At 28.3% G+C, this 22,667-nt stretch carries 21 protein-coding genes; 14 read left to right on the top strand and 7 right to left on the bottom strand.

The window, feature by feature from the left end:
- Positions 1 to 220 precede the first annotated feature (220 nt).
- The 11 genes from CRU95_RS08845 (at position 221) to CRU95_RS08900 (ending at position 12,699) form a co-directional block, all read left to right on the top strand.
- A complete protein-coding gene (locus CRU95_RS08845) occupies positions 221 to 1,357 on the top strand; it encodes a porin (RefSeq protein WP_129100780.1) in 1,137 nt (378 codons plus the stop codon).
- Positions 1,358 to 1,656: 299 nt separating this feature from the next.
- The gene (locus tag CRU95_RS08850) at positions 1,657 to 2,793 is read left to right on the top strand and encodes a major outer membrane protein (RefSeq protein WP_129100781.1); all 1,137 of its coding nucleotides are present in this window, start codon (positions 1,657 to 1,659) and stop codon (positions 2,791 to 2,793) included.
- Between the two features lie 87 nt (positions 2,794 to 2,880).
- Positions 2,881 to 4,386, top strand: a complete 1,506-nt coding sequence (locus CRU95_RS08855; RefSeq protein ID WP_129100782.1) for an ABC transporter substrate-binding protein — start codon at positions 2,881 to 2,883, stop codon at positions 4,384 to 4,386.
- Positions 4,387 to 4,390: 4 nt separating this feature from the next.
- Positions 4,391 to 5,332 (top strand): ABC transporter permease, encoded by a 942-nt coding sequence (locus CRU95_RS08860; protein ID WP_129100783.1) that lies wholly within the window; start codon positions 4,391 to 4,393, stop codon positions 5,330 to 5,332.
- Positions 5,325 to 6,110 carry an ABC transporter permease gene (locus tag CRU95_RS08865; RefSeq protein ID WP_129100784.1) on the top strand — a complete coding sequence of 262 codons (786 nt, stop codon included), beginning with the start codon at positions 5,325 to 5,327 and terminating at the stop codon, positions 6,108 to 6,110. The genes CRU95_RS08860 and CRU95_RS08865 overlap by 8 nt, the downstream gene beginning before the upstream one ends.
- Positions 6,110 to 7,495, top strand: coding sequence for an ABC transporter ATP-binding protein (locus CRU95_RS08870; RefSeq protein ID WP_129100785.1), 1,386 nt, complete (start codon positions 6,110 to 6,112; stop codon positions 7,493 to 7,495). Before CRU95_RS08865 ends, CRU95_RS08870 begins: the two co-directional genes overlap by 1 nt.
- A 574-nt stretch (positions 7,496 to 8,069) precedes the next feature.
- A complete protein-coding gene (locus tag CRU95_RS08880; protein WP_129100786.1) occupies positions 8,070 to 8,522 on the top strand; it encodes a (2Fe-2S)-binding protein in 453 nt (150 codons plus the stop codon).
- Between the two features lie 3 nt (positions 8,523 to 8,525).
- Positions 8,526 to 10,664 (top strand): molybdopterin cofactor-binding domain-containing protein, encoded by a 2,139-nt coding sequence (locus CRU95_RS08885; protein ID WP_129100787.1) that lies wholly within the window; start codon positions 8,526 to 8,528, stop codon positions 10,662 to 10,664.
- Entirely contained in the window at positions 10,618 to 11,451 is an 834-nt protein-coding gene (locus tag CRU95_RS08890) for an XdhC family protein (protein ID WP_129100788.1), read from the top strand. The genes CRU95_RS08885 and CRU95_RS08890 overlap by 47 nt, the downstream gene beginning before the upstream one ends.
- Positions 11,438 to 12,022: a nucleotidyltransferase family protein gene (locus CRU95_RS08895; RefSeq protein WP_164969757.1), complete on the top strand. Its 585-nt coding sequence runs from the start codon at positions 11,438 to 11,440 to the stop codon at positions 12,020 to 12,022. Before CRU95_RS08890 ends, CRU95_RS08895 begins: the two co-directional genes overlap by 14 nt.
- 8 nt (positions 12,023 to 12,030) lie before the next feature.
- Positions 12,031 to 12,699, top strand: a complete 669-nt coding sequence (locus tag CRU95_RS08900) for an SDR family NAD(P)-dependent oxidoreductase (RefSeq protein WP_129100790.1) — start codon at positions 12,031 to 12,033, stop codon at positions 12,697 to 12,699.
- A 198-nt stretch (positions 12,700 to 12,897) separates the two neighbouring features.
- Here the strand turns inward: CRU95_RS08900 and CRU95_RS08905 are convergent, their stop codons facing one another.
- The 7 genes from CRU95_RS08905 to CRU95_RS08935 all read right to left on the bottom strand — a co-directional run bounded on the left by CRU95_RS08905 (position 12,898) and on the right by CRU95_RS08935 (position 18,938).
- On the bottom strand, positions 12,898 to 14,103 hold the full coding sequence (locus CRU95_RS08905) for an MFS transporter (RefSeq protein ID WP_258238667.1): 1,206 nt from the start codon (positions 14,101 to 14,103) through the stop codon (positions 12,898 to 12,900).
- A 100-nt stretch (positions 14,104 to 14,203) separates the two neighbouring features.
- A complete protein-coding gene (locus tag CRU95_RS08910; protein ID WP_129100791.1) occupies positions 14,204 to 14,653 on the bottom strand; it encodes a cyclophilin-like fold protein in 450 nt (149 codons plus the stop codon).
- A gap of 18 nt (positions 14,654 to 14,671) precedes the next feature.
- Complete coding sequence (locus tag CRU95_RS08915) at positions 14,672 to 15,835, bottom strand: NAD(P)-dependent alcohol dehydrogenase (RefSeq protein WP_129100792.1); 1,164 nt, start codon at positions 15,833 to 15,835, stop codon at positions 14,672 to 14,674.
- A 25-nt stretch (positions 15,836 to 15,860) separates the two neighbouring features.
- A complete protein-coding gene (locus tag CRU95_RS08920) occupies positions 15,861 to 16,061 on the bottom strand; it encodes a hypothetical protein (RefSeq protein ID WP_129100793.1) in 201 nt (66 codons plus the stop codon).
- Positions 16,062 to 16,070: 9 nt separating this feature from the next.
- Positions 16,071 to 16,490 carry a cupin domain-containing protein gene (locus CRU95_RS08925; RefSeq protein ID WP_258238668.1) on the bottom strand — a complete coding sequence of 140 codons (420 nt, stop codon included), beginning with the start codon at positions 16,488 to 16,490 and terminating at the stop codon, positions 16,071 to 16,073.
- A 237-nt stretch (positions 16,491 to 16,727) separates the two neighbouring features.
- Positions 16,728 to 17,639: an AraC family transcriptional regulator gene (locus CRU95_RS08930; RefSeq protein ID WP_129100794.1), complete on the bottom strand. Its 912-nt coding sequence runs from the start codon at positions 17,637 to 17,639 to the stop codon at positions 16,728 to 16,730.
- 336 nt (positions 17,640 to 17,975) lie between these two features.
- On the bottom strand, positions 17,976 to 18,938 hold the full coding sequence (locus CRU95_RS08935; protein ID WP_129100795.1) for a hypothetical protein: 963 nt from the start codon (positions 18,936 to 18,938) through the stop codon (positions 17,976 to 17,978).
- A gap of 310 nt (positions 18,939 to 19,248) precedes the next feature.
- On the opposite strand from CRU95_RS08935, the gene CRU95_RS08940 reads away from it, so the two are divergent.
- Genes CRU95_RS08940 through CRU95_RS08950 form a run of 3 tightly spaced genes read left to right on the top strand, consistent with a single transcriptional unit; the run spans position 19,249 to position 22,653 of the window.
- On the top strand, positions 19,249 to 19,911 hold the full coding sequence (locus CRU95_RS08940; protein ID WP_129100796.1) for a TnsA endonuclease N-terminal domain-containing protein: 663 nt from the start codon (positions 19,249 to 19,251) through the stop codon (positions 19,909 to 19,911).
- Positions 19,904 to 21,799: a Mu transposase C-terminal domain-containing protein gene (locus tag CRU95_RS08945; protein WP_164969758.1), complete on the top strand. Its 1,896-nt coding sequence runs from the start codon at positions 19,904 to 19,906 to the stop codon at positions 21,797 to 21,799. Before CRU95_RS08940 ends, CRU95_RS08945 begins: the two co-directional genes overlap by 8 nt.
- Complete coding sequence (locus CRU95_RS08950) at positions 21,796 to 22,653, top strand: TniB family NTP-binding protein (protein ID WP_129100798.1); 858 nt, start codon at positions 21,796 to 21,798, stop codon at positions 22,651 to 22,653. Before CRU95_RS08945 ends, CRU95_RS08950 begins: the two co-directional genes overlap by 4 nt.
- Positions 22,654 to 22,667 lie beyond the last annotated feature (14 nt).

The raw sequence follows: 22,667 nt of genomic DNA on the forward strand, positions 1-22,667 counted from the left end.
ATATTAGCTTATGTATTTTTAGAACCATATAATCTAATATTTATTTATAATAATTTTTTATTTTTTTTAACTTAGCTTAATTAGAAATAGAAGAAAAGACATTACAAAATGGATAAATTCTTTTGAATTAAGAAAATTGTCTAAATATTAACCATAATTTAACGATTTTTCATTATACTTTTAATACTAATAACAATATTATATTACCACAAGGATCGTAATGAGAGTAAATATTCCAAAATTAAGTTTAATTGGTGCACTTGTTATTCTTTCTTCAAGTGCAAGTGGAAAGAATTTATCAGAAGCTATTGAAAATGTAGATGTATCTGGAACTATTTCTTATAGATACAATGATTATGAATCAGATAAAAGTGCAGGAAAGACTGAAAACTTTTATAAAGCAGCATTAAATTTATCTACAAAAGTGAATGATGACATAAAAGTTAGTACAAGGTTTTTAGCAGAAGACTTTGCAAGTAACACAGGGAATGAGGCTAATAAAAATGTCGATGTTGAGCTTTCAGAAGCAAATTTTACATATTTAGGTTCTGAAAACTTATCTGTTACAGTTGGAAAACAAGCAGTTGTTTCTCCATGGACTATATCAAGAGATTCATTAGGTGATGAGAATACTGGTTCGGGGATATATTCAGTTTATACTACTGATTATGTGACTTTTACAGGTGCGTACTTTAATCAAACAAATTTTAATACAGCAGATATTAGTACATGGAATGGTATTACAGGAATAGATGGTTCAGAAAACTTTACAATGGTTGGAGTAACAAGTTCATTTGCAGGTTTAACTTTAGATGTTGCATATGCTGATTTAAGTGATACTTTTGATACTTATACTGTTGGACTTGCTGGAAGCTATGATATTTCAGGGGTAAATATATCTCCTTTTGCAAGATATACTTCATTGGATTTGGATAACAGTAGTCAAGATAATAGTTTATGGCAATTAGGATTATCGGCAAGTAAAGGAATCTTTTCTGTATTTGCTGCATATGGTGAAACAGATAAAGAAGGTGGAAAAGTATCTATAGATTCAAGTGCAAAAACTAACATGGATTATGCATGGAGAGTTACTGCTTCAAATGATGCAGATGCAGCATATACATACATTGGTGGAGATGTAGATGTAACAAAAAAAGTTAATTTAGGGTTATTTTACTCTAATGCTGATTATGGATCACATTCACGAGCTGATGCAAAAGATTTAACAAATATTTTTGGACAAGTAAAATACAAAATGTCTAAAAACCTAGTTACATATGTAAGATATGGTACATTAGAAACAAAAAGTGAAGGTACAGGAATGGTAGGAAGACTTAACATTCAATACTCTTTTTAATAAAAACTTTAAATAAACCCCTCTGGAGGGTTTATTTATATTAATCCTTTTTTAGTTTATCTAACTATATAACTTCATTTTTTAGTGTTTTATTATGAAGATTATAAATCCACATGCGCTAAAACATACTAAATAAAAACTACACTTATTTATTTTAAAACAAAAATATACTTTTATTCCTAATTAAACTATATACATACTGAAAAATTAGTTATTTTACTTAATGTTAATATAAGATTACTAAACTAGAATTTCAAAAAATTACTTGCGACTAAGTCGCAAAAAGGATATAAATTATAATGACTACAAAAATTTTAAAACTAAGTTTAGTGACATCTCTTATTTGTCTTTCTTCAATTGCAAATGCAAAAGATTTAGCAGAAGCCATTAAAAATGTGGATATCTCTGGAACTATTGGATATAGATACAATGATTATGAAACCGATAAAGGTGCAGGTAAAACTCAAAACTTTCATAAAGCAGCTTTAAATTTATCTACAAAAGCAAATGATGATATAAAAGTTAATACAAGATTTTTAGCAGAAAACTTTGCAAGTAATACAGGAAACCAATCTGATAAAAGTATTGATGTTAAACTTTCTGAGATTAATTTTACTTATTTAGGTGTTAAAAACCTATCTGTTACAGTTGGAAAACAAGCTATTGTTTCTCCGTGGACTACATCAAGAGATGTATTAGGTGATGAGAATACTGGGTCGGGGATATATTCAGTTTATACTACTGATTATGTGACTTTTACAGGTGCGTACTTTAATCAAACAAATTTTAATAACGCTGAAATAAGTACATGGAATGGTATTACGGGAATAAATGGTTCAGAAGACTTTATTATGGTTGGAGCAACAAGTTCATTTGCAGGTTTAATTTTAGATGTTGGATATGCAAATTTAAGTGATACTTTTGATACTTATACTGTTGGATTTAGTGGAAGTTATGATATTTCAGGAGTGAATTTATCTCCATTTGGTAGATATACTTCACTAGATTTAGATAATAGTAGTAAAGATAATAGTTTATGGCAATTAGGATTAATGGCAAGAAAAGGAATATTCTCTGCCTTTGCTGCATATGGTGAGACAGATAAAGAAGGAGGTAATGTTTCTATAGACACAAGTGCAAAAACAAATATGGATTATGCATGGAGAATTACTGCTTCAAATGATGCAGATGCAGCATATACATATATTAGTGGAAATGTAGATGTGTCACCAAAAGTTAATTTAGGATTATATTATTCTACTGCTGATTATGGATCACATTCACGAGCTGATGCAAAAGATTTAACAAATATTTTTGGACAAGTAAAATACAAAATGTCTAAAAACCTAGTTACATATGTAAGATATGGTACATTAGAAACAAAAGGTGAAGGTACAGGAATGGTAGGAAGACTTAACATTCAATACTCTTTTTAACAAAAAATTATTATAAGTAAGTCCTATTATGGAATTACTTATTTCAAAACTCTTAGTGGAAAAGTTATAAAATAAAGGAAAAATTTAATGTTAAAAAATAATAGATTAAAACTGATATTATTAATTTGTTTTATGGTCTTGTCTTTAGAGGCAAAAGATATCAAAGTTATCGGACCATGGGAGATTTCAGGGATAGAACCAACACAATCTGGTTTTATCTTTTCAAGAATGCAAGTTGCAGAAACACTCGTATCAACGGATGAAAAAGGAAATTTAATTCCAGGTTTAGCAAAAAGTTGGAGTGTATCAAAAGATGGTTTACTTTGGAAGTTTGATATTCGAAAAAATGTTGCATTCCAAGATAATACAAAATTAGATGCAAAAATTGTTGAGTACAATTTAACAAGAGAAAATCTTTTGAAAAAAAGCATATTAAGATATCTTCCAATAGAAAGTATTCATGCTGTAAATAACACTATAGAAATCAAATTAAGTTCACAATTCAGTGCATTGCCAGCATATTTTGCCCATTATAGTACTATTATTTTATCAAAAAACTCTTTTGATAAAGAAGGAAAAATAATAAAAGTAATTGGTACAGGTGCTTATCAAATAAAAAGCTTGACTGCTCCATTAAAAATAAAACTTACACGATTTGACAAGTGGTGGAAAGGTAAAGCAAATATTAAAAATATCACTTATTTGTCAGTAGGAAAAGGTGAAACAAGGTCACTTATGATAAAAAGTCACGAAGCAGATATTGCTTATTCATTACTTCCAATTTCCTTAAAATCTTTGAAAAAAGATTCAACCTTGAATACAACAATTGTAACTATTCCTAGAGCAAAATTATTAAAAGTCAATCTTGCTTCATTTTTCCTAAAAGATATTAATGTAAGAAGAGCTATTAGCTTAGCATTAGATAGAGAAAATATGGCTAGAATTATTTTAAAAAATGAAAACTTAGCTGCTAATCAACTTTTCCCACCATCAATGAAATTATGGAATAACACAAATATAAAACCAATAAAACAGAATATTACAGAAGCAAATAAACTTTTAGATAAAGCTGGTTGGGTATTAAAATCTGATGGATATAGATATAAAGATAATAAAAAATTTGAGCTTTCTTTAAATACTTATCCCAATAGACCTGATCTTCCTGTTTTAGCTACTGCAATTCAATCACAATTAAAAGAAGTAGGTATTGATGTAAAAGTTTTAATTGATAGTTATACTGAGATTGTAAGAAAACATAAAGATAATACTTTAGAATTAGCACTTATGAGTAGAAACCTTGCATTGATTCCTAATCCACTAGGGACATTACTTCAAGATTATGGTAGAGGTGGAGCAGATTGGGGAGCAATGAATTGGACAAATGAAAAAATGTTTAAATATTTAGCTCAATTAAGAAAAAAAGACAACAAAGACTTACATAATAAAATCACTCAAATTATGTATGAAGATTTACCCGTTATTCCAGTTGCATGGTCAGAATTAGCAGTTGTTTCAAACAAAAAGATTAAAAACTTAAAAGTAGACCCTTTTGAATTGAACTACTTCTTATCAGATATTAAGTTAGATAAATAGTTAAATGAAGAAAATAATTATAACAAGAGTAATACAAGTTTTAATGCTTGTGTTACTTATCAGTACGGTATCATTTATTATGATGCAGCTACTTCCCGGAGACCCCGCTTTAAAAATTGCAGCGGGAAGATATGGTCCTGATGGAGTAACAGCTGAAATTGCTCAAAGTGTGAGAATGGAATTAGGACTTGATAAGTCTATGTTTCAAGCCTATTTAGATTCTTTATATCAACTTTTTAAATTTGATTTAGGGTACTCACTAATAAGTGGAGAAAAAGTAATCCATGAGATTCAAACGCAAATGGGTTATTCTTTATATTTAGCCTTTTTTTCTTTTCTTTTATCCCTTATTTTTGCTATACCTTTAGGTATTTATTCAGGTGCAAAAAATAATGGGATTATAGATAAGTTAGGCTTTTTCTTTTCTATTTTATTTAGAGCCATTCCACCTTTTATTCTTGGACTTTTATTAATGTACATATTTAGTATATATTTTAGAATATTGCCTCCAGCTGGATTTGAAAACTGGAAGTATTTAGTTCTTCCTTCTCTTACTTTAGCATTAGGATTAGCGGCTGTTTCAAATAGACTTATAAAAGAATCTATGTTAGAAGTTTCTAATTCTTCATATTATGCTTATGGTAAATATAAAGGTCTTACAGATTTAACACTAATCAATAGGCATGGAATTAGAAATGCTTCTATTTCTGTTATAGCTTATTTGGGATTACAATCAATATATTTAATTGAGGGAGTTGTAATAGTTGAATCAATTTATGCATTTCCAGGTATTGGTCATGCTTTAGTTCATGCAGTTATTGCAAGAGATATTCCTATGATACAAGGTACTGTTTTAGTTATGGGACTATTTTTTATATTAATAAATTTTTTCACAGATATGATAACTAGTACTTTAGACCCAAGATTAAGGATTAAGAATGCTTAATAAAATCAATTCATCACTTATAGGATATAGCATATTAATAGTTTTATTTTTATTTATTATATTTATTCCACTTCTTACAGATATTGATCCAAATAAACAAAATCTCATGAATGCATTAGCAGATTTTAATTCTTCAAACTTATTAGGAACAGATCAGTATGGAAGAGATATGTTAACAAGACTTGCGTATGCGACTAGATTATCTTTTATATTAGCTTTTATTACTATGTTAACTGCTGCTATTCCTGGAATATTATTAGGAATATTTGCTGCATATAAAGAGGGAATAATAGAAAAGATTTTGATTTTAATTTCTGATATTATTCTTTCACTTCCTGGTTTATTATTAGTTTTATTATTAGTAGCTTTTGATCCAGGTAATTTGTTATTATTATATTTGGGATTATCTTTATCATTATGGGTTGAGTTCTTTAGAGTAACTAGGGTAAAAACAAAAACTATTTTAGTACAGCCTTATATTGAATCAACAAAATTATTAGGTTTTTCTACTTTTTATATTTTGAAAAAACAAATTTTGCCACAATTATTTCCTATATTATTTACTCTTGCTACTTTTGCTATGAGTACTGCAATTATTGCAATATCAACATTAAGTGCAATGGGTATTGGTCTACATCCACCAAGGGCAGAATTAGGTGGTATGATTGTAGAGTTTATGCCATATTTTGATGAAAAAGTAACACTAATATTACTTCCTTCATTTTTTATATTTTTATTGATTTTATCTTTACAATTGATTTCTAAAAGGAGATTCTAATGGGCTCAAAATTAGAAATTATTGATTTATTTATCACTTTAAAGGATTCAATTTTAGTAGAAAATATAAATTTATCTTTATGTGAAAAAGAGCCTTTGGTTTTATTAGGAGAATCTGGTTCTGGGAAATCTTTGATAATTGATGCAGTTATGGGAACTTTACCAAAAGAGTTTAATGTTACAGGAAAAATTATATTAAATGGTCAAGACATACTCAAACTTTCAAGTAAAAATAGAAAAAAACTGTGGGGAAAAGAGATTGCATATTTACCTCAGGAACCATGGAGAGCTTTAGACCCAACAATGAATGTTATCAATCAAGTAAGTGAAGTGCATAAATATATACACCATGAAAAAGATTCAAAACAAAAAGCACTTCATGATTTAAAAGAAGTTTCATTGGATAATTCTAAAAATGCCTACCCTTTTGAACTCTCAGGTGGAATGTCACAAAGAGTAACCATAGCTATTACACATGCTTTTAATAGCAATGTATTACTTGTCGATGAACCTACAAAAGGGCTTGATAAACACTTATGTAATAGTGTAATAAATAGATTAAATAAAGAAATCGAGAATAAAAAGTTAGTATTTGTAATAACCCATGATATAGATATTGCTAAAAACTTAAAAGATAATTTAGGAATAATACAAAATGGTAAACTTATAGAATACAATAAAAGCGAATTATTATTTTCAAATCCAAAACACCCTTATACAAAAAAGTTATTATCAAGTGAAACATCAAAATGGGAAGTTGAAAAAAGTGAAGTTATAGATGAAGTTGTAATTGAAGCAAAAAATTTAAGTAAAACATACAATGATAAAAAGCTATTTTCAGATTTAAATTTTAAATTAAAAAGAGGAGAAATCACAGCAATAGTTGGAAATAGTGGAAGTGGGAAAAGCACTTTAGGTGATATTGTACTTGGTCTTAGAGAACCTGATAATGGAAAAATTAACAAACCATTATCATCAAAAAATATACATTATCAAAAAATCTATCAACAACCACCAAGTGCATTTTTACCAAACCAAATACTAAAAAATAGTTTTGAAGATTTAATCAAAGTTCACAACATAAATATGAATGAAGTTTATAAATTATTAGAAAAAGTAAATTTAAAAAAAGAACTATTAGATAGAAAACCTGATGAGATTTCAGGAGGAGAGCTTCAAAGAATAGCAATAATAAGAGTACTATTACTAAAACCTATTTTTATATTTGCAGATGAAGTAACATCAAGACTTGATCCAATTAGCCAGCAAGAAATAATATATTTACTTCTTGACATTGTAAAAGAAGATAAATTATCTCTATTATTAGTTACCCATGATAGAGTATTGGCAGAGAAAATATCAAATAAAATCTTGTATATAAACTAAAAGCCTTTTTAAGCTTTTAGTTTTTAAAAATAGTCATTTACTTTTGTATCTTACCTTGTATGTCATATTCAATAAAAATTGATAATGATATATTAAATATTGATAATAGTAATTTAGCTTAGTTCATATATTTTTCTTTTAAGGTTGTTCTACAAAAGAGTAAAACAACCTTTAAAATAAACAACTACTTTTGAATTGGTCTTATTTTAAACCAAGCTACATAAAGTGCTGGTAAAAATAGTAAAATCAGTGCTGTTCCACCAATAAGTGTGTATGCCATAAAACCCCAAAATACTCAATAAGTTAAAGAAATAAAAGCAAGTGTAGTTAAAATAACTGGTCTCTCTCTTCAATCTGTAGTATCTTCATATAGAGCATTAGGTGGAGGTTGGTAATATTTTAGTTACTAAAAATTTGGTTGGAAATCAACTTTTTATTTTCCACATATAAGAATTCTTCATTAAGAAATATATATTTAGAGGAATAGGCAATTATTTTAGATAATTATTCTATTGAAAATTTTCATATTTATCTATAATAAAATAGATAAGATTTTATATTATTAGGAGAAGAAATGAAATATGTAATTATAAATGATAAAAAATATGAATTAAAAGATATTCCACAAGATACACCAATATTATGGGTATTAAGAGATTATCTAAATATGACAGGAACAAAATTTGGCTGTGGAGTTGCTCAATGTGGAGCATGTACAGTACTTTTAGATGATAAAGCAATTAGAAGTTGTTCAACTCCTCTTAGTGAAGCTATAGGGAAAAAGATAACTACAATTGAAAATAAAGAAGATAAAGAGCTAAAAGCTTTACGAATAGTTTGGAAGGAACATGATGTAGCTCAATGTGGATATTGTCAACCAGGTCAAATTATGAATGCAAGTGCTCTTTTAAAATCAAATAAGAATCCATCTAGTGATCAAATAAAAGAAGTAATGAATGGAAATATTTGTAGATGTGGGACATATAACAAAATTTTAAAAGCAGTTTCGACTGTAGCGAAAGGATAAAAGATGAAATTAGAAAGAAGAGAATTTATAAAAAATAGTACACTCTTAACATCCGCATTTATTATTGGATTTAATTTACCTATAAAAGGTAAAGCTGCAGCTATTGAAAAAAGTAATGTATTAGACCCAAATGCTTTTATTACAATCGCTCAAGATAATACCATCACTTTTTTCTTAGGTCAAGTTGAAATGGGACAAGGTATATATACTGGAATTTCACAATGTATTGCAGATGAATTAGATGCAAAATGGGATGAAATAATTTTTGAACCAGCCCCTGTTAAAGATGTATTTAATATTCCAGGAATGCCTATGATGATTACTGGTGGTTCAATGAGTATTAAGACTCAACAACAAAGAGTTCGAGAAGTGGGAGCTACTCTTAGATTAATGTTAAAACAAGCAGCAGCTAAAAAATGGCAAGTAAGATTATTTGATATAGAGACAAAAGACTCTTATGTGATAAATAAAAGAACAAAAGAGAAACTTTCATATGGTAATTTAGTAGATGATATTAAAAAAATGCAATTACCAACTGATGTAAAAATAAAAGAGCCAAAAGAATATAGACTTATGGGTAAATCATTAAAAAGACATCCTATTGAAGTTGAAGAAAAAATTACTGGAAAAGGTATTTTTGGAATTGATGTAAGAGTTGAAGATATGAAATATGCATCACTTGTTCAACCAAGAGTTTTTGGAGCTAAAATAAAAAGTTATGATGACTCTAAAGCTAAAAATATGCCAGGAGTTTTAAAAATAAAACAACTTCCAAATGAAAAAATTGCTGTAATTGCATCACATTGGTGGCAAGCAAAAAATGCTATGGAGCAAATAACAGTAGTTTGGGATAATGGAGAGTTTGCAAATGTAAGTTCATCTGATTTGGACAAAGAGTATAAAGATTATCTAACAAAAGAAAATAATACTATGAGAAAAGATGGGAATATTGATGAATCTTTTAAAAATGCTCATAAAATTGTAGAAGCAGAGTATATTTTTCCATATTTAGCCCATGCAGCTATGGAACCAATTAATTGTACAGTACATCATAAAAAAGATTCTGCTTATATGTCAGTTGGTGGTCAAATGCAAACTATCTATAGAGATGTATGTGCAGAAATTTTAGAAGTAAAAAAAGAAAATGTTGAATACTATACGAACTATTTAGGAGGTAGCTTTGGAAGAAGAGCAAATCCAACTGCTGATTTTATTAAAGATGCCGCTTATGTATCAAAAAATGAACCTTATGCAATAATGACTTTATGGACAAGAGAAGATGATATAAAAATGGGATATTATCGACCACTAAGTTATGCTAATGCAAAATTATCTCTTGATAAAGATGGAAATATTACAGGTTTTAAAGCAAATCTTATAAATCAATCTTTAACAAAAGGTACACCTTTTGAACAATTTATGTTTAAAAATGGTATTGATGGAACGCAAAGAGAAGGTTTGGAAGATCATCCATATAAAATATCAAGTCATGATTTAAAATCATTTTGTCCAGATTTACCTGTAACTGTTTTATGGTTGCGTTCAGTTGGACATACTGTTTCAGCACCAGTAGTAGAAAATATCATTGACCAAGCAGCCAATGCTTTAAATATGGATCCACTTGATTTTAGAATTAAAAATTTAAGAAATCCAAGATATATAAAACTCTTAGAAAATGTTGCGAAGCAGTCAGATTGGGAAAAACGCGAAAAAAATAGTGGTTATGGAGTTGCAATTGCAGAATCTTTTGGAAGTATTGTTGCTTATGTAATAAAAATAAAAGTTGAAAATAATGATTTTAGAATACAAAATGTATGGAGTGCAGTTGATTGTGGATATGCAATGAATCCACTAGGAATTGAAAATCAAATTGAAAGTGCTGTTAACTTTACAATTGGATATGCAAAATATGCACAAATTACATTAACAAATGGAGCAGTTGACCAAAACAATTTCTATGATTATGAAGTAAATAGAATAAAAGATGCACCTGATTCAATAAAAGTTGAGATTATAAATTCTGGAGAAAAAATTGGTGGTATCGGTGAAGTTGGAGTTCCTCCAATGTTTGCAGCAGTTATAAATGCAATAGCAGATGCAACGGGAAAAAGATACACAAGTTTTCCAATTAAATTGGGATAAGTTCATGTTTGAAGATAAAGAACATTTAAAGTTTATTCAATATTGTAAAGATAAAAAACTTGATGTTGTAGTAACCAGCGTTATTGAAACACAGGGTTCTACTTATGCCAAAGTTGGAAATAAAATGCTTGTAAATTCAAATGATGAATTTGCAGGTGTTTTAGGAAGTAAGTTTTTACAAAATAAAATAATAGAATCTTCAAAAGAAGCTTTAAAAACTGGTCAAATATTTACTTTTGAATCAATCCCACAAGATGAATCCTCAGGTCATGGAACTTCAAAATATAAAATAGAACCATTTTTTTATGAAAAAAATTATGACAAAATTAATGAATATATAAAAAAAACTTATTCTCTTTTGATTTTTGGCTCCGGAGCTCATGTTACTTCCTTGATTCTTATGGCAAATTTAATGGGTTGGGAAACAACAGTCATAGATATAAAGATTCATAAAGAATTTGTAAAAGAAGCTGATACCTTATTGGAACTTGAAAGTATAGAAAATATTTTAGATATGGATTTAAGTTCATATAATGCTTCAGTTATTTTAAGTCATAATCCAAAAACGGATGATATGTATTTAAAAGCATTACTTAATTCAAATATGAATTATATAGGAATGATGGGAAATAAAAAGAATATGCAAAGAATAAAAAAAGAGTTTGCTTTAGAAAATGACAAACGATTTTTTGCTCCTATTGGTTTGGAGATTGGTGGGAACACTCATCAATCTATTGCTTTATCAATATGCTCACAAATTGAGGCTAGAAAAAATGGAAAAATCTAAAGATTTAGCCATTATTATCTTAGCTGCTGGAACATCTTCAAGATTAGGAAATATTACAAAACAGTTATTAAAATATAGAGAAGAAACTTTTTTAAAAATTACAGTCAAAAAAGCTTTAGCTCTGTCTTCTGATGTTTTTATGATACTTGGATATGAAAAAGAGGCTTGTAAAAAAGAGTTAGAAAATTTTAATATTAATATATTATTTAATAAAGATTATGAAAAAGGTATAGGAAGTTCTATCTCTTTTGGAATTGAACACACACAAAACTATAAAAATAGTTTGATAATACTTTGTGACCAACCATTTGTTCCAATTGAACATTTACAATCATTAAAAAATGCTATGAATAATAAAACTATAATAGCAACACAATATGAAAATTCAAAAAGCTCTACAGTCCCAGCTATTTTCCCAAAAATATACTATGAAAGATTACTCAAATTAAAAGAAGATTATGGAGCAAAATCAATTTTAAAGAATGAAAAATGCATTAGTATAAGTTTAGAAAAAAAGTATTCTATTGATATTGATACCGTTGAAGATATGAAAAGTGGAATAACCCAATAAGAGAGCTTATGAAAAAAATATTTATAACAGGTTCCAGTGATGGAATTGGACTTTATGTAGCAAAAATGCTTATAAAACAGGGGCACGAAGTGATATTTCATGCCAAAGACATTACTCGCGCAAAACATATATATAAAGAAATGGGAAAAGTTAAGGTTATTGTGGGAGATTTAAGTGATTTTGAAGAAATTAAATCATTAGCCAAAGAGGTCAATAATTTAGGCAATCTTGACACTATTATTCATAATGCTGGGCTGTTTCATACTTCTAATGAATCCATCTTTAAAGTAAATGTTTTAGCGCCTTACATGCTTACAGTTCTTATAAATAGACCTCAAAGGCTCATTTATATTGGTTCAAATATGCATCCACAAGGTAAAATAAATATTTTAAATTTGAGTTTAGAAATAGGAGTTGATTACTCAACATCTAAACTTTATATTTTGATGTTGAGTTTATTCTTTGCTCGAAAATGGAAAGATGTCTATGTCAATGTGGTTGATCCAGGATGGGTAAGAACAAAAATGAGTAATTATAATGCACCAGATAGTTTAGAAGATGGAAGTGCTACTCAAGTATGGTTAGCAACAAATAGTGATGCAAAGATGAGTGGGAAATATTTCTATCATCTTCAAGAGACTTTATACTCTTCAAAAGCTAATGATATTAAAGCTTAAGAAGAACTTATAAAATTGTGTGAAAAATCAACAGGCGTTATATTTTAAATTAATTTTACAAAAAGAGGCTTGTATAAATATTGAGCTTAAAAAAACTTTTTGTAGGGATATTGATACTTTAGAAGATGTAAATCTTTTTTTAAATTAGAAGAATTACTCGTACTTAGTTTTAAGCATGAGTAATCCTTTAAATTTTTATTATGCTTTTTCTTTTTTATATGTATAAACTGCAGTTACACTTGCCATGAGTGTGGCAACTGCTAAAATGATTGCACTAAATACAAAAGTAATTTCATAACCGTAAATATCAAAAAGTAAACCTCCACCTGCAGCACCTACGGTAATAGCCAATTGTGCAACTGCAACCATCAATCCTCCACCAGCTTCTGTATCATTAGGTAAAGTTTTACTAAGCCATGTCCACCAAGCAACTGGGGCTGATGTTCCCAAAAGTCCCCAAAAACTCATAAGAATAAATACAGCTAATAAAGAATCTCCAAAATAAAGAAGAGAAATTACAATAATTATCATTAAAAAAGGAATGATAATTAGTAAACTATAAAGTCTTGTTTTTAAAATATTTCCAATAACAAAAGTTCCTATAAGACCTGATACACCCATAGCTAATAAAATTAGTGATAGTGTTTCAACATCTACACCTGTATGTATTTCTAGAAAAGGTCTAAGATAAGTAAATAGTGCAAATTGTCCCATAAAAAAGAACATTGTTGCAAGCATTCCTAAAGTAACCTTCCATTGTTTTAAAAGTTTAAATACACTACTAAGCTTTGGTCTATGTCCATATACATGCCGTGCAGGCAAGTGTGGCATACTTTTATATTGCCAGATGAAAGTAATAACAGCAATTGGAACAATACAAAAAAATGCTCCTCTCCACCCAATAATCCCACCAAGAAAACTTCCCAAAGGAGCTGCAACTGTAGTTGCTAAGGCATTTCCACCATTTAAGATAGCTAATGCCTTTGGTACAATTTCTTTAGGTACAAGGCGCATAATTGTAGCAGCTGACATAGACCAAAACCCACCAATACAAATACCTAAAACAGCTCGACCAATCATTAATATATTTGAATTAGGTGCAAATGCTACCATTACCCCTGCTACACCCATTAAGGCTGTAAAAAAAAGTAATACGCTTCTTCTATCTGTATGTCCAATAATTGATGTAATAAAAAGGCTCGTAACTAATGCAAATAGCCCTGATATTGATATAGATTGTCCCGCATGACCTTCTGTGATTGCTAACTCACTTGCTATTGGTGTTAGTAAACTTACTGGCATAAATTCTGATGCAACTAAAACCATTGCACATAATGACATTGCCCAAACTGCTCCCCAAAGTGGAACAGAAGATTCTTCATTAATTTTTATTCTTTTCTTCATGTTTTTCCTAATAATATTTTAAAGTTGTTTGCTATGTGATAGATAGGCACAAGAAGAGTATTTCTTGTACCTTAATATGTATAATTGAGTGATAAGAAAATCATTTGAGATCAAATGTGATAGCAATATCTTCTGAACCAAGAGTTTCTTCTAAACTATGAGTATCATCAATATGACCTATCTTTGTATACCTATATGGTGTAGAAAAAGTTTTATAAAAAAGAACTAAACTGTAATTATCATAAAGCATTATATCTCCAGCATTTATAAACTTAGGGCTATAACTGTCTGTTGGCAAAGCTTTTGAAAAGTGATAATACTTTTCATTGCTATGTAGGTCATTCATAGTGATAGATAGTGGTAGCCTTTTTTTTAATTCTTTTACTGTTTCATTTTCTTCTAGCGTTGCAACAAATTCTTTTTGACCTATTGTAATTGTAATTTTATTGCCCATATCCTTATTCTTTTGTTTTATTTCATTTGCAGTAATTGTCATAAAACTTTGTAAAAATAGTAATAATGAAAAAATGATTAATAGTTTTTGTTTCATACTTAATCTCAAAATCTTTTAAATTGTTGCAGTATCAATTACATATCTATATCGTGCTTTTTTATCAACGATATTTTTCCAAGCTTGTGTAATCTCTTGGGCTTTAATCATTTCAATTTCAGGTAAAACATTGTGTTTTGCACAATAATCTATCATCTCTTGAGTCTCTTTCATTCCTCCAATAAGTGAAGCATTAAAGTTAACTCTACTTGCTGCTAAACCAAGGTTATTTAAAGTGATTTTGAAATCTTCTGGCATACCAACTAAGGTAAAGTATCCGTAAGGCTTAACAACACGGGCATAAGATGCAACATCAAATTGATAGGGAATAGTACAAATCAAATAATCCATTTGTCCAGCATATTGTTGTAATTTTTTAGTATCATCTACTACAATAACTTCTTTTGCACCCATTGCTTTTATGCTATCAACTTTGTCTGCTGTTGTTGTTAATGCATATACTTCAGCTCCTTTTGAAACTGCAAGTTTTACAGCCATATGACCTAACCCACCAATACCTGCAACGGCAACTTTATCTCCTTTTTTAATTTGTGCATTTACTATTGGTGAATATGTAGTAATTCCCGCACATAAAAGTGGAGCTGCTTTTTCAAAACTAAGATTTTCAGGAAGATGCACTGCAAAATGGTCTCTTACAACTATATGAGTTGAATAACCACCTTGGCTAATTCCAGTTGGTTCTCTTTTATCTGGAAATCCATAGGTAAACAAAGTATCAGATTGATACTGTTCTTCATTTTCACAAGTAGTACAACCATCAACCATACAACCAACACCAGCTCTATCACCAACTTTAAACTTAGTTACATTTTTTCCAACTTGAGTAATAATTCCTGCAATTTCATGCCCTGGGACTTGTGGATATTGTTGTTTTCCCCAGTGTCCTTTTTCTTGATGAATATCAGAGTGACAAATACTTGCTGCTTTTATTTCAATTAAAATATCATCATCACCTACAGCTCTTCTTTCAAACTCCCATGGCTTAATTACGCCTGATTCATCGAATGCTGCGTAAGCTTTTGTTTTTATTGTTTTATTCATTATATATCCTTTTTCATTTGCTAAAATATCTGCTGGTTTATAAAAAACTAAACCTGCACCAATCATTGTGGTTTTTTTTATAAAGTCTCTTCTTTTGTTTTTGTTCGATTCTTCACACATAATTTTTCCCTATAATTTAAAATAATTATTTTCTGGTTTTCAAAACTTCTTGTAAAATATCGTTTGCAGTTTTTGCTTCATTTTTCCCAACTTTAGTATTTAGAATTAAAATAAAATCTTCTAATTGCTCTTTTTTATTTAAAGATTTTATTTTATCACTTCCCATACTCTCATTTGCAAAAATAAAAAGTGGTAGAAATAAAAATAATTTGACTAATTGCCTCATTTTTTGTCCTTAGTTACTAGTGTATTGTTTATCGTTAACAGCTTCTAACCAATCAACATTTTTTCCATCTTGATTTGTACCAGTTACTACTAGATGTGTCATAGCTATATCTTTAGATGCTCCATGCCAGTGTTTTACACCTATTGGAATCCAAACAACAACTCCTGCTTTTATAACTTGAATAGGTTTTCCCCATTCTTGATAGTACCCAACTCCAGAACTTACTATAATATGTTGCCCAGCTGGATGAGAGTGCCAATTTGTTCTAGCTTTTGACTCAAAAGTCACATATGCACCTCCATGTGTTTTTGCATCACTTTGGGGATAAAGCATATCTATTCTTACCTCTCCTCCTGTAAAGTAGTTTTTATAATCTGATTTACTTACAGCTATTGATGCTCTTGATTCTATTTTTGATATATTGTCCATATTTTTTTCTCCTTGATTTGCTTTAACTTGAAGTGATATACACATCACAACGAAACCTAGTAAAAATATTTTTTCATCTGTTCTCTCCAAATTTTCTCTTATATATTTTAATTCATTTAAAAGAATTTAACTAGAACATTAATCCATGCTAGTTGCCTAATACTATAAAAATAAAAATTTAGATGATAAGAGATGAAATGCAGAGAAGTTTACTCTACATTTTGAGAAAGAAAAATATTAAGCAGTTTGTTCTATTTTGTTAGAGAGTATAAAAGCTTTAGGAGATGTACCAAACATTCTGGAAAATTCTCTACTAAATTGAGAAGGACTCTCATATCCAACGATATAAGCAACTTCTGCAATTTCAATGTTTCTACCTAATAGTAACTGTTTTGCTTCTTCAAGTCTAAGTTTTTTTTGAAACTGAAGGGGAGACATCGATGTAATAGTTTTAAAGTTTTGGTACAAAGAAGACTCACTTATATTGATTAAATCAGCTAATTCTTTAATAGACAGTTTATCACTAAAATTGTCTTTTATTTCATTAATTACTTTCACTATTTTATTAGAAATTGTACCTTCCATTGCAAACTTATTTAAAAAGTATCCACTTTTGTCATTAATTAAAATAAAGAGAATCTCTTTAATAATAAAAGGAGAGAGATAGTTAATGTCTTCTTTAGGCTTATCTAAAAGTTTAACCAGTCTTGTTATTGGATTATACAATCGTTCGTTTATTTCATCAAAAAAGAGTCCTTTTTCAGATTTTTTAGTAAACAATAGTTTTTCTGGATTAGTATTTTTAAGAACTTCATAAATATCTTCTATTTTAAATCTTATTCTTAAAGATACATATGGCTTTTCTTGTGATGCCTCGAGGATTTGAACTTTTGCAGGTACATATGTTGATGAGAGTAAATACTCTTCTGAATTATAATTGTAGAGGTTATCCCCAAAACCTACAGCTTTTGATCCTTGTAAAATAATACATAATGACGGTTCATACATGATACTAGTAAATTCTGATGGCTGGTTGGAAAAATAAAAATCTAAACATGGAATATAAGATTGTATGGCACCAGAGAAACTGTATTTTGATTTTAAAAAATCTATTAATTCAAATCTGTACGAATCAATTGAATCAGTCATGATAATCCTTTAATTAAGAAATATTTTCATTATTACATTATTATATAAAATTATGAAGGGAATGGCTATATAAATACTCTATTTCTCTTGCCTATTCCTATAAATAGCTTTTGAAATAAAATAATTACAATAAAAAAGGCTAAGTTCATTTGAACTTAGCCTTTAGAAATAAGATGATAAATTTTATTTTTTATGCAGTTGCATTTTTTACTGTTTTATTTTGTATGTGAGATACATTAATTAATGAGAATATGGTTTTCTATATTCTTTTATTTTTGTATAAAACTTTAATCTGTTTAAAATATGCAGCCTTTGCCGCTGCATATAATATTGAATCTATCCTACTATATCTTTTAAGATATTTGTAATAATCATACTTTTATCTATCTTAAAATTAAGGTTGTCTTTTATTTTAGCTAGATCTTTTTCCATATTGATATTATTTATTTTACTGTATTCTTTTAATTCAAAAATAACATCATCTAAAAGTTCATCAGCTATTTTCTCTTTGTTAAAACTATCATTTAGATAAAGTAATTTTGGTACTACACCAAATTTATCATATTGCCTTGATAGTACCTTACCTTCTCTAATATTTATATTTAGTTCAATTAGAAGTATTTGTTTAGTATTGTCTTCATTAATTGAAGTTAATAGACAAAGCTTTTCAATGTTTTTATCTAAAGATTTATCCGCATTTAGCTCATTGTTCTTTTTTATGGCCTCTTTGTTTGTGTGTTTTATTGAAAAAATAAGAGTAATAAGGTCTTGGTCATATACATCTTCTAGTAACTCTCTTTTTTTTCCAAATGGAAAATTAATTAAGAAAAGAGATTTCATCTTAACTACTCCATCTAATATACTTAATTCTGAAAAGAAGGATTCTTGTAGCAAAGTATTAACATCCATGATAGTTGAAAGTATATTATAAAGTTTGATTTTTGTATCTTCTTTTATATTTCCAAACTGTGTCGCATTTAAGTTTATTTCATACTCATATACTATTCTATTTTTATTAGCTTGTGGTATATGTCCAAAACATATTGCAATTAAAGATGTTAATTCTTTATTCCCTATTTTTGGAGCTTTTAGTTGTGGAACATTAGATGGAAGTTGTAGCCCTTCAACTAAATCATAATTAGTCATTTTTTTTAGGAAAGGTTTTATTTTGTAGTAAGATGAATAGCCATATTTCTTAGCAATTATATCTTTAGCTTTTGTTAAACTAATATTTTCTTTAATTTTTAACTCTTGAGTTTCTTTTTTAAACTCATATTCTGAAAGTGAATTTTTTTTCATTATCTTATTACCTCATTATATATATAAACTATATTAATCTACAAGTTCCCGTTAGTAAAAAAGTTTATTATATCCATAAAGGCACAATAACTCATTCTTGTTTTCAGTTTTGCATTACCTTAATAAAGGTTGGGAACAGCAGGAGAGCTGACATCCAAATTCCGTTAAAATTGTACATTATTTTAGATAAGTTTATTATTAGGACTTATAGTTAAATGATTATTTAAAATTACAAAATTATTTTATTAATTACTAAAACAATCATATTTTTTAATAATATACATTATATAATAATACTAAAGGTATTAATATGGAAATTAATAATAATAAATTACCAAAAAGAAAACCAAAGAAAACTTTTCGCTCAGTAACTGGATATTTTCCTAGTAAGAAAAATGATAGAAGTTTATTTTTTGAGTCAATGCTTGAAAAAACTTTATTTGTTACTTTAGAATTTGATGATAATGTATTAACTTATTTAGAACAACCTATAAAAATAGATTATAAATTGAAAAATAGAAACACAAGTTATCATCCAGATTGTCTTATTAATTATAAAAAAGGAAAATCAAAACTTATAGAGGTTAAATATAGTACAGAGTTGATAGAAAAAAAAGATAAACTTGAAATCAAATTTAATCAAGCAAGACTATATGCAGAACAAAATGATTTGATTTTTGATACTTTTGATGAGAGATGTATTGATATACAAACATTAAGAAATATGGAGTTTCTTTACTCATTTGCTTTTCATCCAAGTGATAATGAAAAGGAACAAATAATCCTTAAAATTTTAAAAGAAAACGCTGAATTATCTGTTTTGGAACTATTAACATTAATTACTGAAAATAGATTTGAGCAAGCTAAATATTTACCATATGTTTGGAAATTGGTGTTTGATAAGCTCATTAAACTTGATTATCAAAACATACAAATAAATATGAACTCACAACTAAGGTTAAATGATGAATAAAATTTCTTTAAATATAGGTGCAAAAGTTTATTTTGAAAATAGAGAATATGAAATATCTAAACAAATCTCCACAAAAGAAGTTTTAGCAAAAGAGATCGAATTCCCTTATGAGTTTAAAGTTTTGAAAATTCACACTTTAAAATCAATGCCAGAAAAAATCCAAGAAGTAGATATTAGCCTATATGATAAAGAAGAATGGGAAGAAGCAAATAAAAAATATAAGATTATAAAGCCCTTATTAACAGGTAAAAGAAATACAAAAAAAGATGTTGAAGAAGTTGCAAAAGAACATAATACAAGTGTACCTACAATATATAGATGGATACAAGATTACAATAGTACGGGAACTCTAAGTTCTTTAGTTCCAAATTTAAAGAAAAGAGGAGGTCCTAAAAAGAATAGACTTCCTAAAGAAGATGAAACAATTATAAAAGCAGTTATTGATGAGTATTATTTAAATTCACAAAAATACTCTATACCTTATATTTATAGAATCATTCAAGAAAAATTTCACAATGCAAATTTAAAGCCTCCACATCTAAATACAATCAGAAAACGAATTGATAATTTGAGTTCAAAAGAAGTTACAAGACAAAGGGATTCAAGTAAAGTAACTGACACTTGGGGAACACCAGGTAAAAATCCAAGAGGTAATTTTCCTTTAGAACTTGTACAAATAGATCATACACCATTGGATTTGGATTTAGTTGATGAAGAAAATAGAGAATCTATTGGAAGAGCATATCTTACTTTAGGAATTGATGTATTTAGTAGAATGATAATGGGATTTTATATTTCATATGAGCCAGTTAGCTTTTTTAATACTGGGCAGTGTATTTTAAATATGATTATGCCTAAAGAGGATTTCTTAAAACAACAAGGAGTTGATGGAGAATGGCCTATTTATGGTTTGCCTAGAGAAATTTCTACCGATAATGCAGGTGAATTTAGAGGAATTGACTTAACTAGGTTTTGTGAACAATATTCTATAGAAATAGATTGGCGTCCAGTTGGTCGCTCGTTCTATGGTGCAAATGTTGAGCGTGTTTTCAAAACTTTAAGTAGTGAAGTTCATAATTTATCAGGAACAATGTTCTCTAATATTGTTCAAAGAGGAAATTATAATTCTCAAAAGAATGCAGCAATGACAATAGGTGAATTTGAACAATGGTTTACTGAATTAATTGTAAATGTGTATCATAAAAAAGTACACAGTGAACTTGAAATGACTCCTGAAGAGAAATATATGGAAGGAATCTTTGGCTTAGGTGATTATCCAGGAACTGGCTTACCTCCAATTATAGAAAATACTAAATTTTTAAGATATTCACTACTACCTTCCTTTGAAAGAACAGTCCAAAAAACTGGTATTACATTAGATCATGTTACCTATTTCTCAGAAACTTTAAGAAAATGGATTGTTCCCCAAGCTGCAACTAAAAAAGGAAGAAGTAAATTATTTATTTGTAAAAGAGACCCTAGAGATATAAGTAAAATATATTTTTATGATCCTGATATAAAGGAATATTTTGAATTACCATATAGAAATATTACAAATCCTAAGATAAATCTTTCAGAGCTAAGAGAAACCATTGCAAAAATAAAAGCAGATAAAGGAGATACTCATTCACTTGATGAAATGACTCTTTTTCAAACATATAAGAGAATGAGAGATATAGAGGAAAATTCTAAAGTTAAAACAAAAAAAGCAAGACGTAAAAAAAGTTCAAAAAACCATTTAACCAAAAAACTTGAGCAAGAGAAAAAATTAGTGAAAGAAGAGATAGAAGAAAATCAAGAAGAACTTAGTAAAACAATTGTTAAAAATATAGAGATAGGAACACCAGAATTGTTTAGTTTTGATTTAATAGAGGAGGATGAAGTATGAATGAAAATTTATCTCCTCAGCTAAAAAAATATCTTGATTTAAGTGATGAAGAAAGAATCTTTTTTATTCAAAAAGATAAATGGATTGATTATCCTGATGCAAATAAAATATTGGCAAAAATTGAAGATATATACAATGCTCCTAAAAGTATAAGAAGTAGAGGGATGCTTTTGTATGGAGATAGCAACAATGGGAAATCAGCTATTTTAAAACGTTTTTACAGAAAATTTGCAAAAGATGAGTATATAGATGAAGATGGAGATTTAATTCACTTGATGCCTCTTGTATATGTCATAGCTGAAGCCTCTTCTGATGAGTCAATAATGTTTACTGAAATCTTATCAAGTATGAATGTTCCAGTGAATCATAAAGAGAAAGTCTCAAAGAAAAAGGAAGAGGCAGTTTTTTATTTAAATTTGATGAAAACAAAATTGATAATAATAGATGAGATTCAAAATGTACTACATGGTCCACATAATAAAATGGCTCAACTTATTACCTCCCTTAAAACATTAAATAATAAAACAGGAATACCTATAATCCTTGCAGGTACTCAAGATGCTATGTCTGCCATATCAATTGATAATCAAACAAAATCAAGATTTAAACCTTATGAATTACCACTATGGAATAATGATGAAAACTTCTTAAGGTTTATTGCTACTATGGAAGCTATGTTACCATTAAAAAAAGCATCAAATATATTTAAAAATTATGAATTACTAAGTTATCTTCATGGACTATCAAAAGGATGTATTGGAGAAGCAATAGATATTTTAAAAGATGCTTCAATTTATGCTATTAGAACAAAAAGTGAAAGAATTACAAAAAAAGAGATAAAGGAGTCGTTATGATCTCAAAAAAGAAC

Origin of the sequence: Arcobacter sp. F2176 (genome assembly GCF_004116465.1) — a bacterium.
Lineage (GTDB): Bacteria > Campylobacterota > Campylobacteria > Campylobacterales > Arcobacteraceae > Arcobacter > Arcobacter siniprincipis.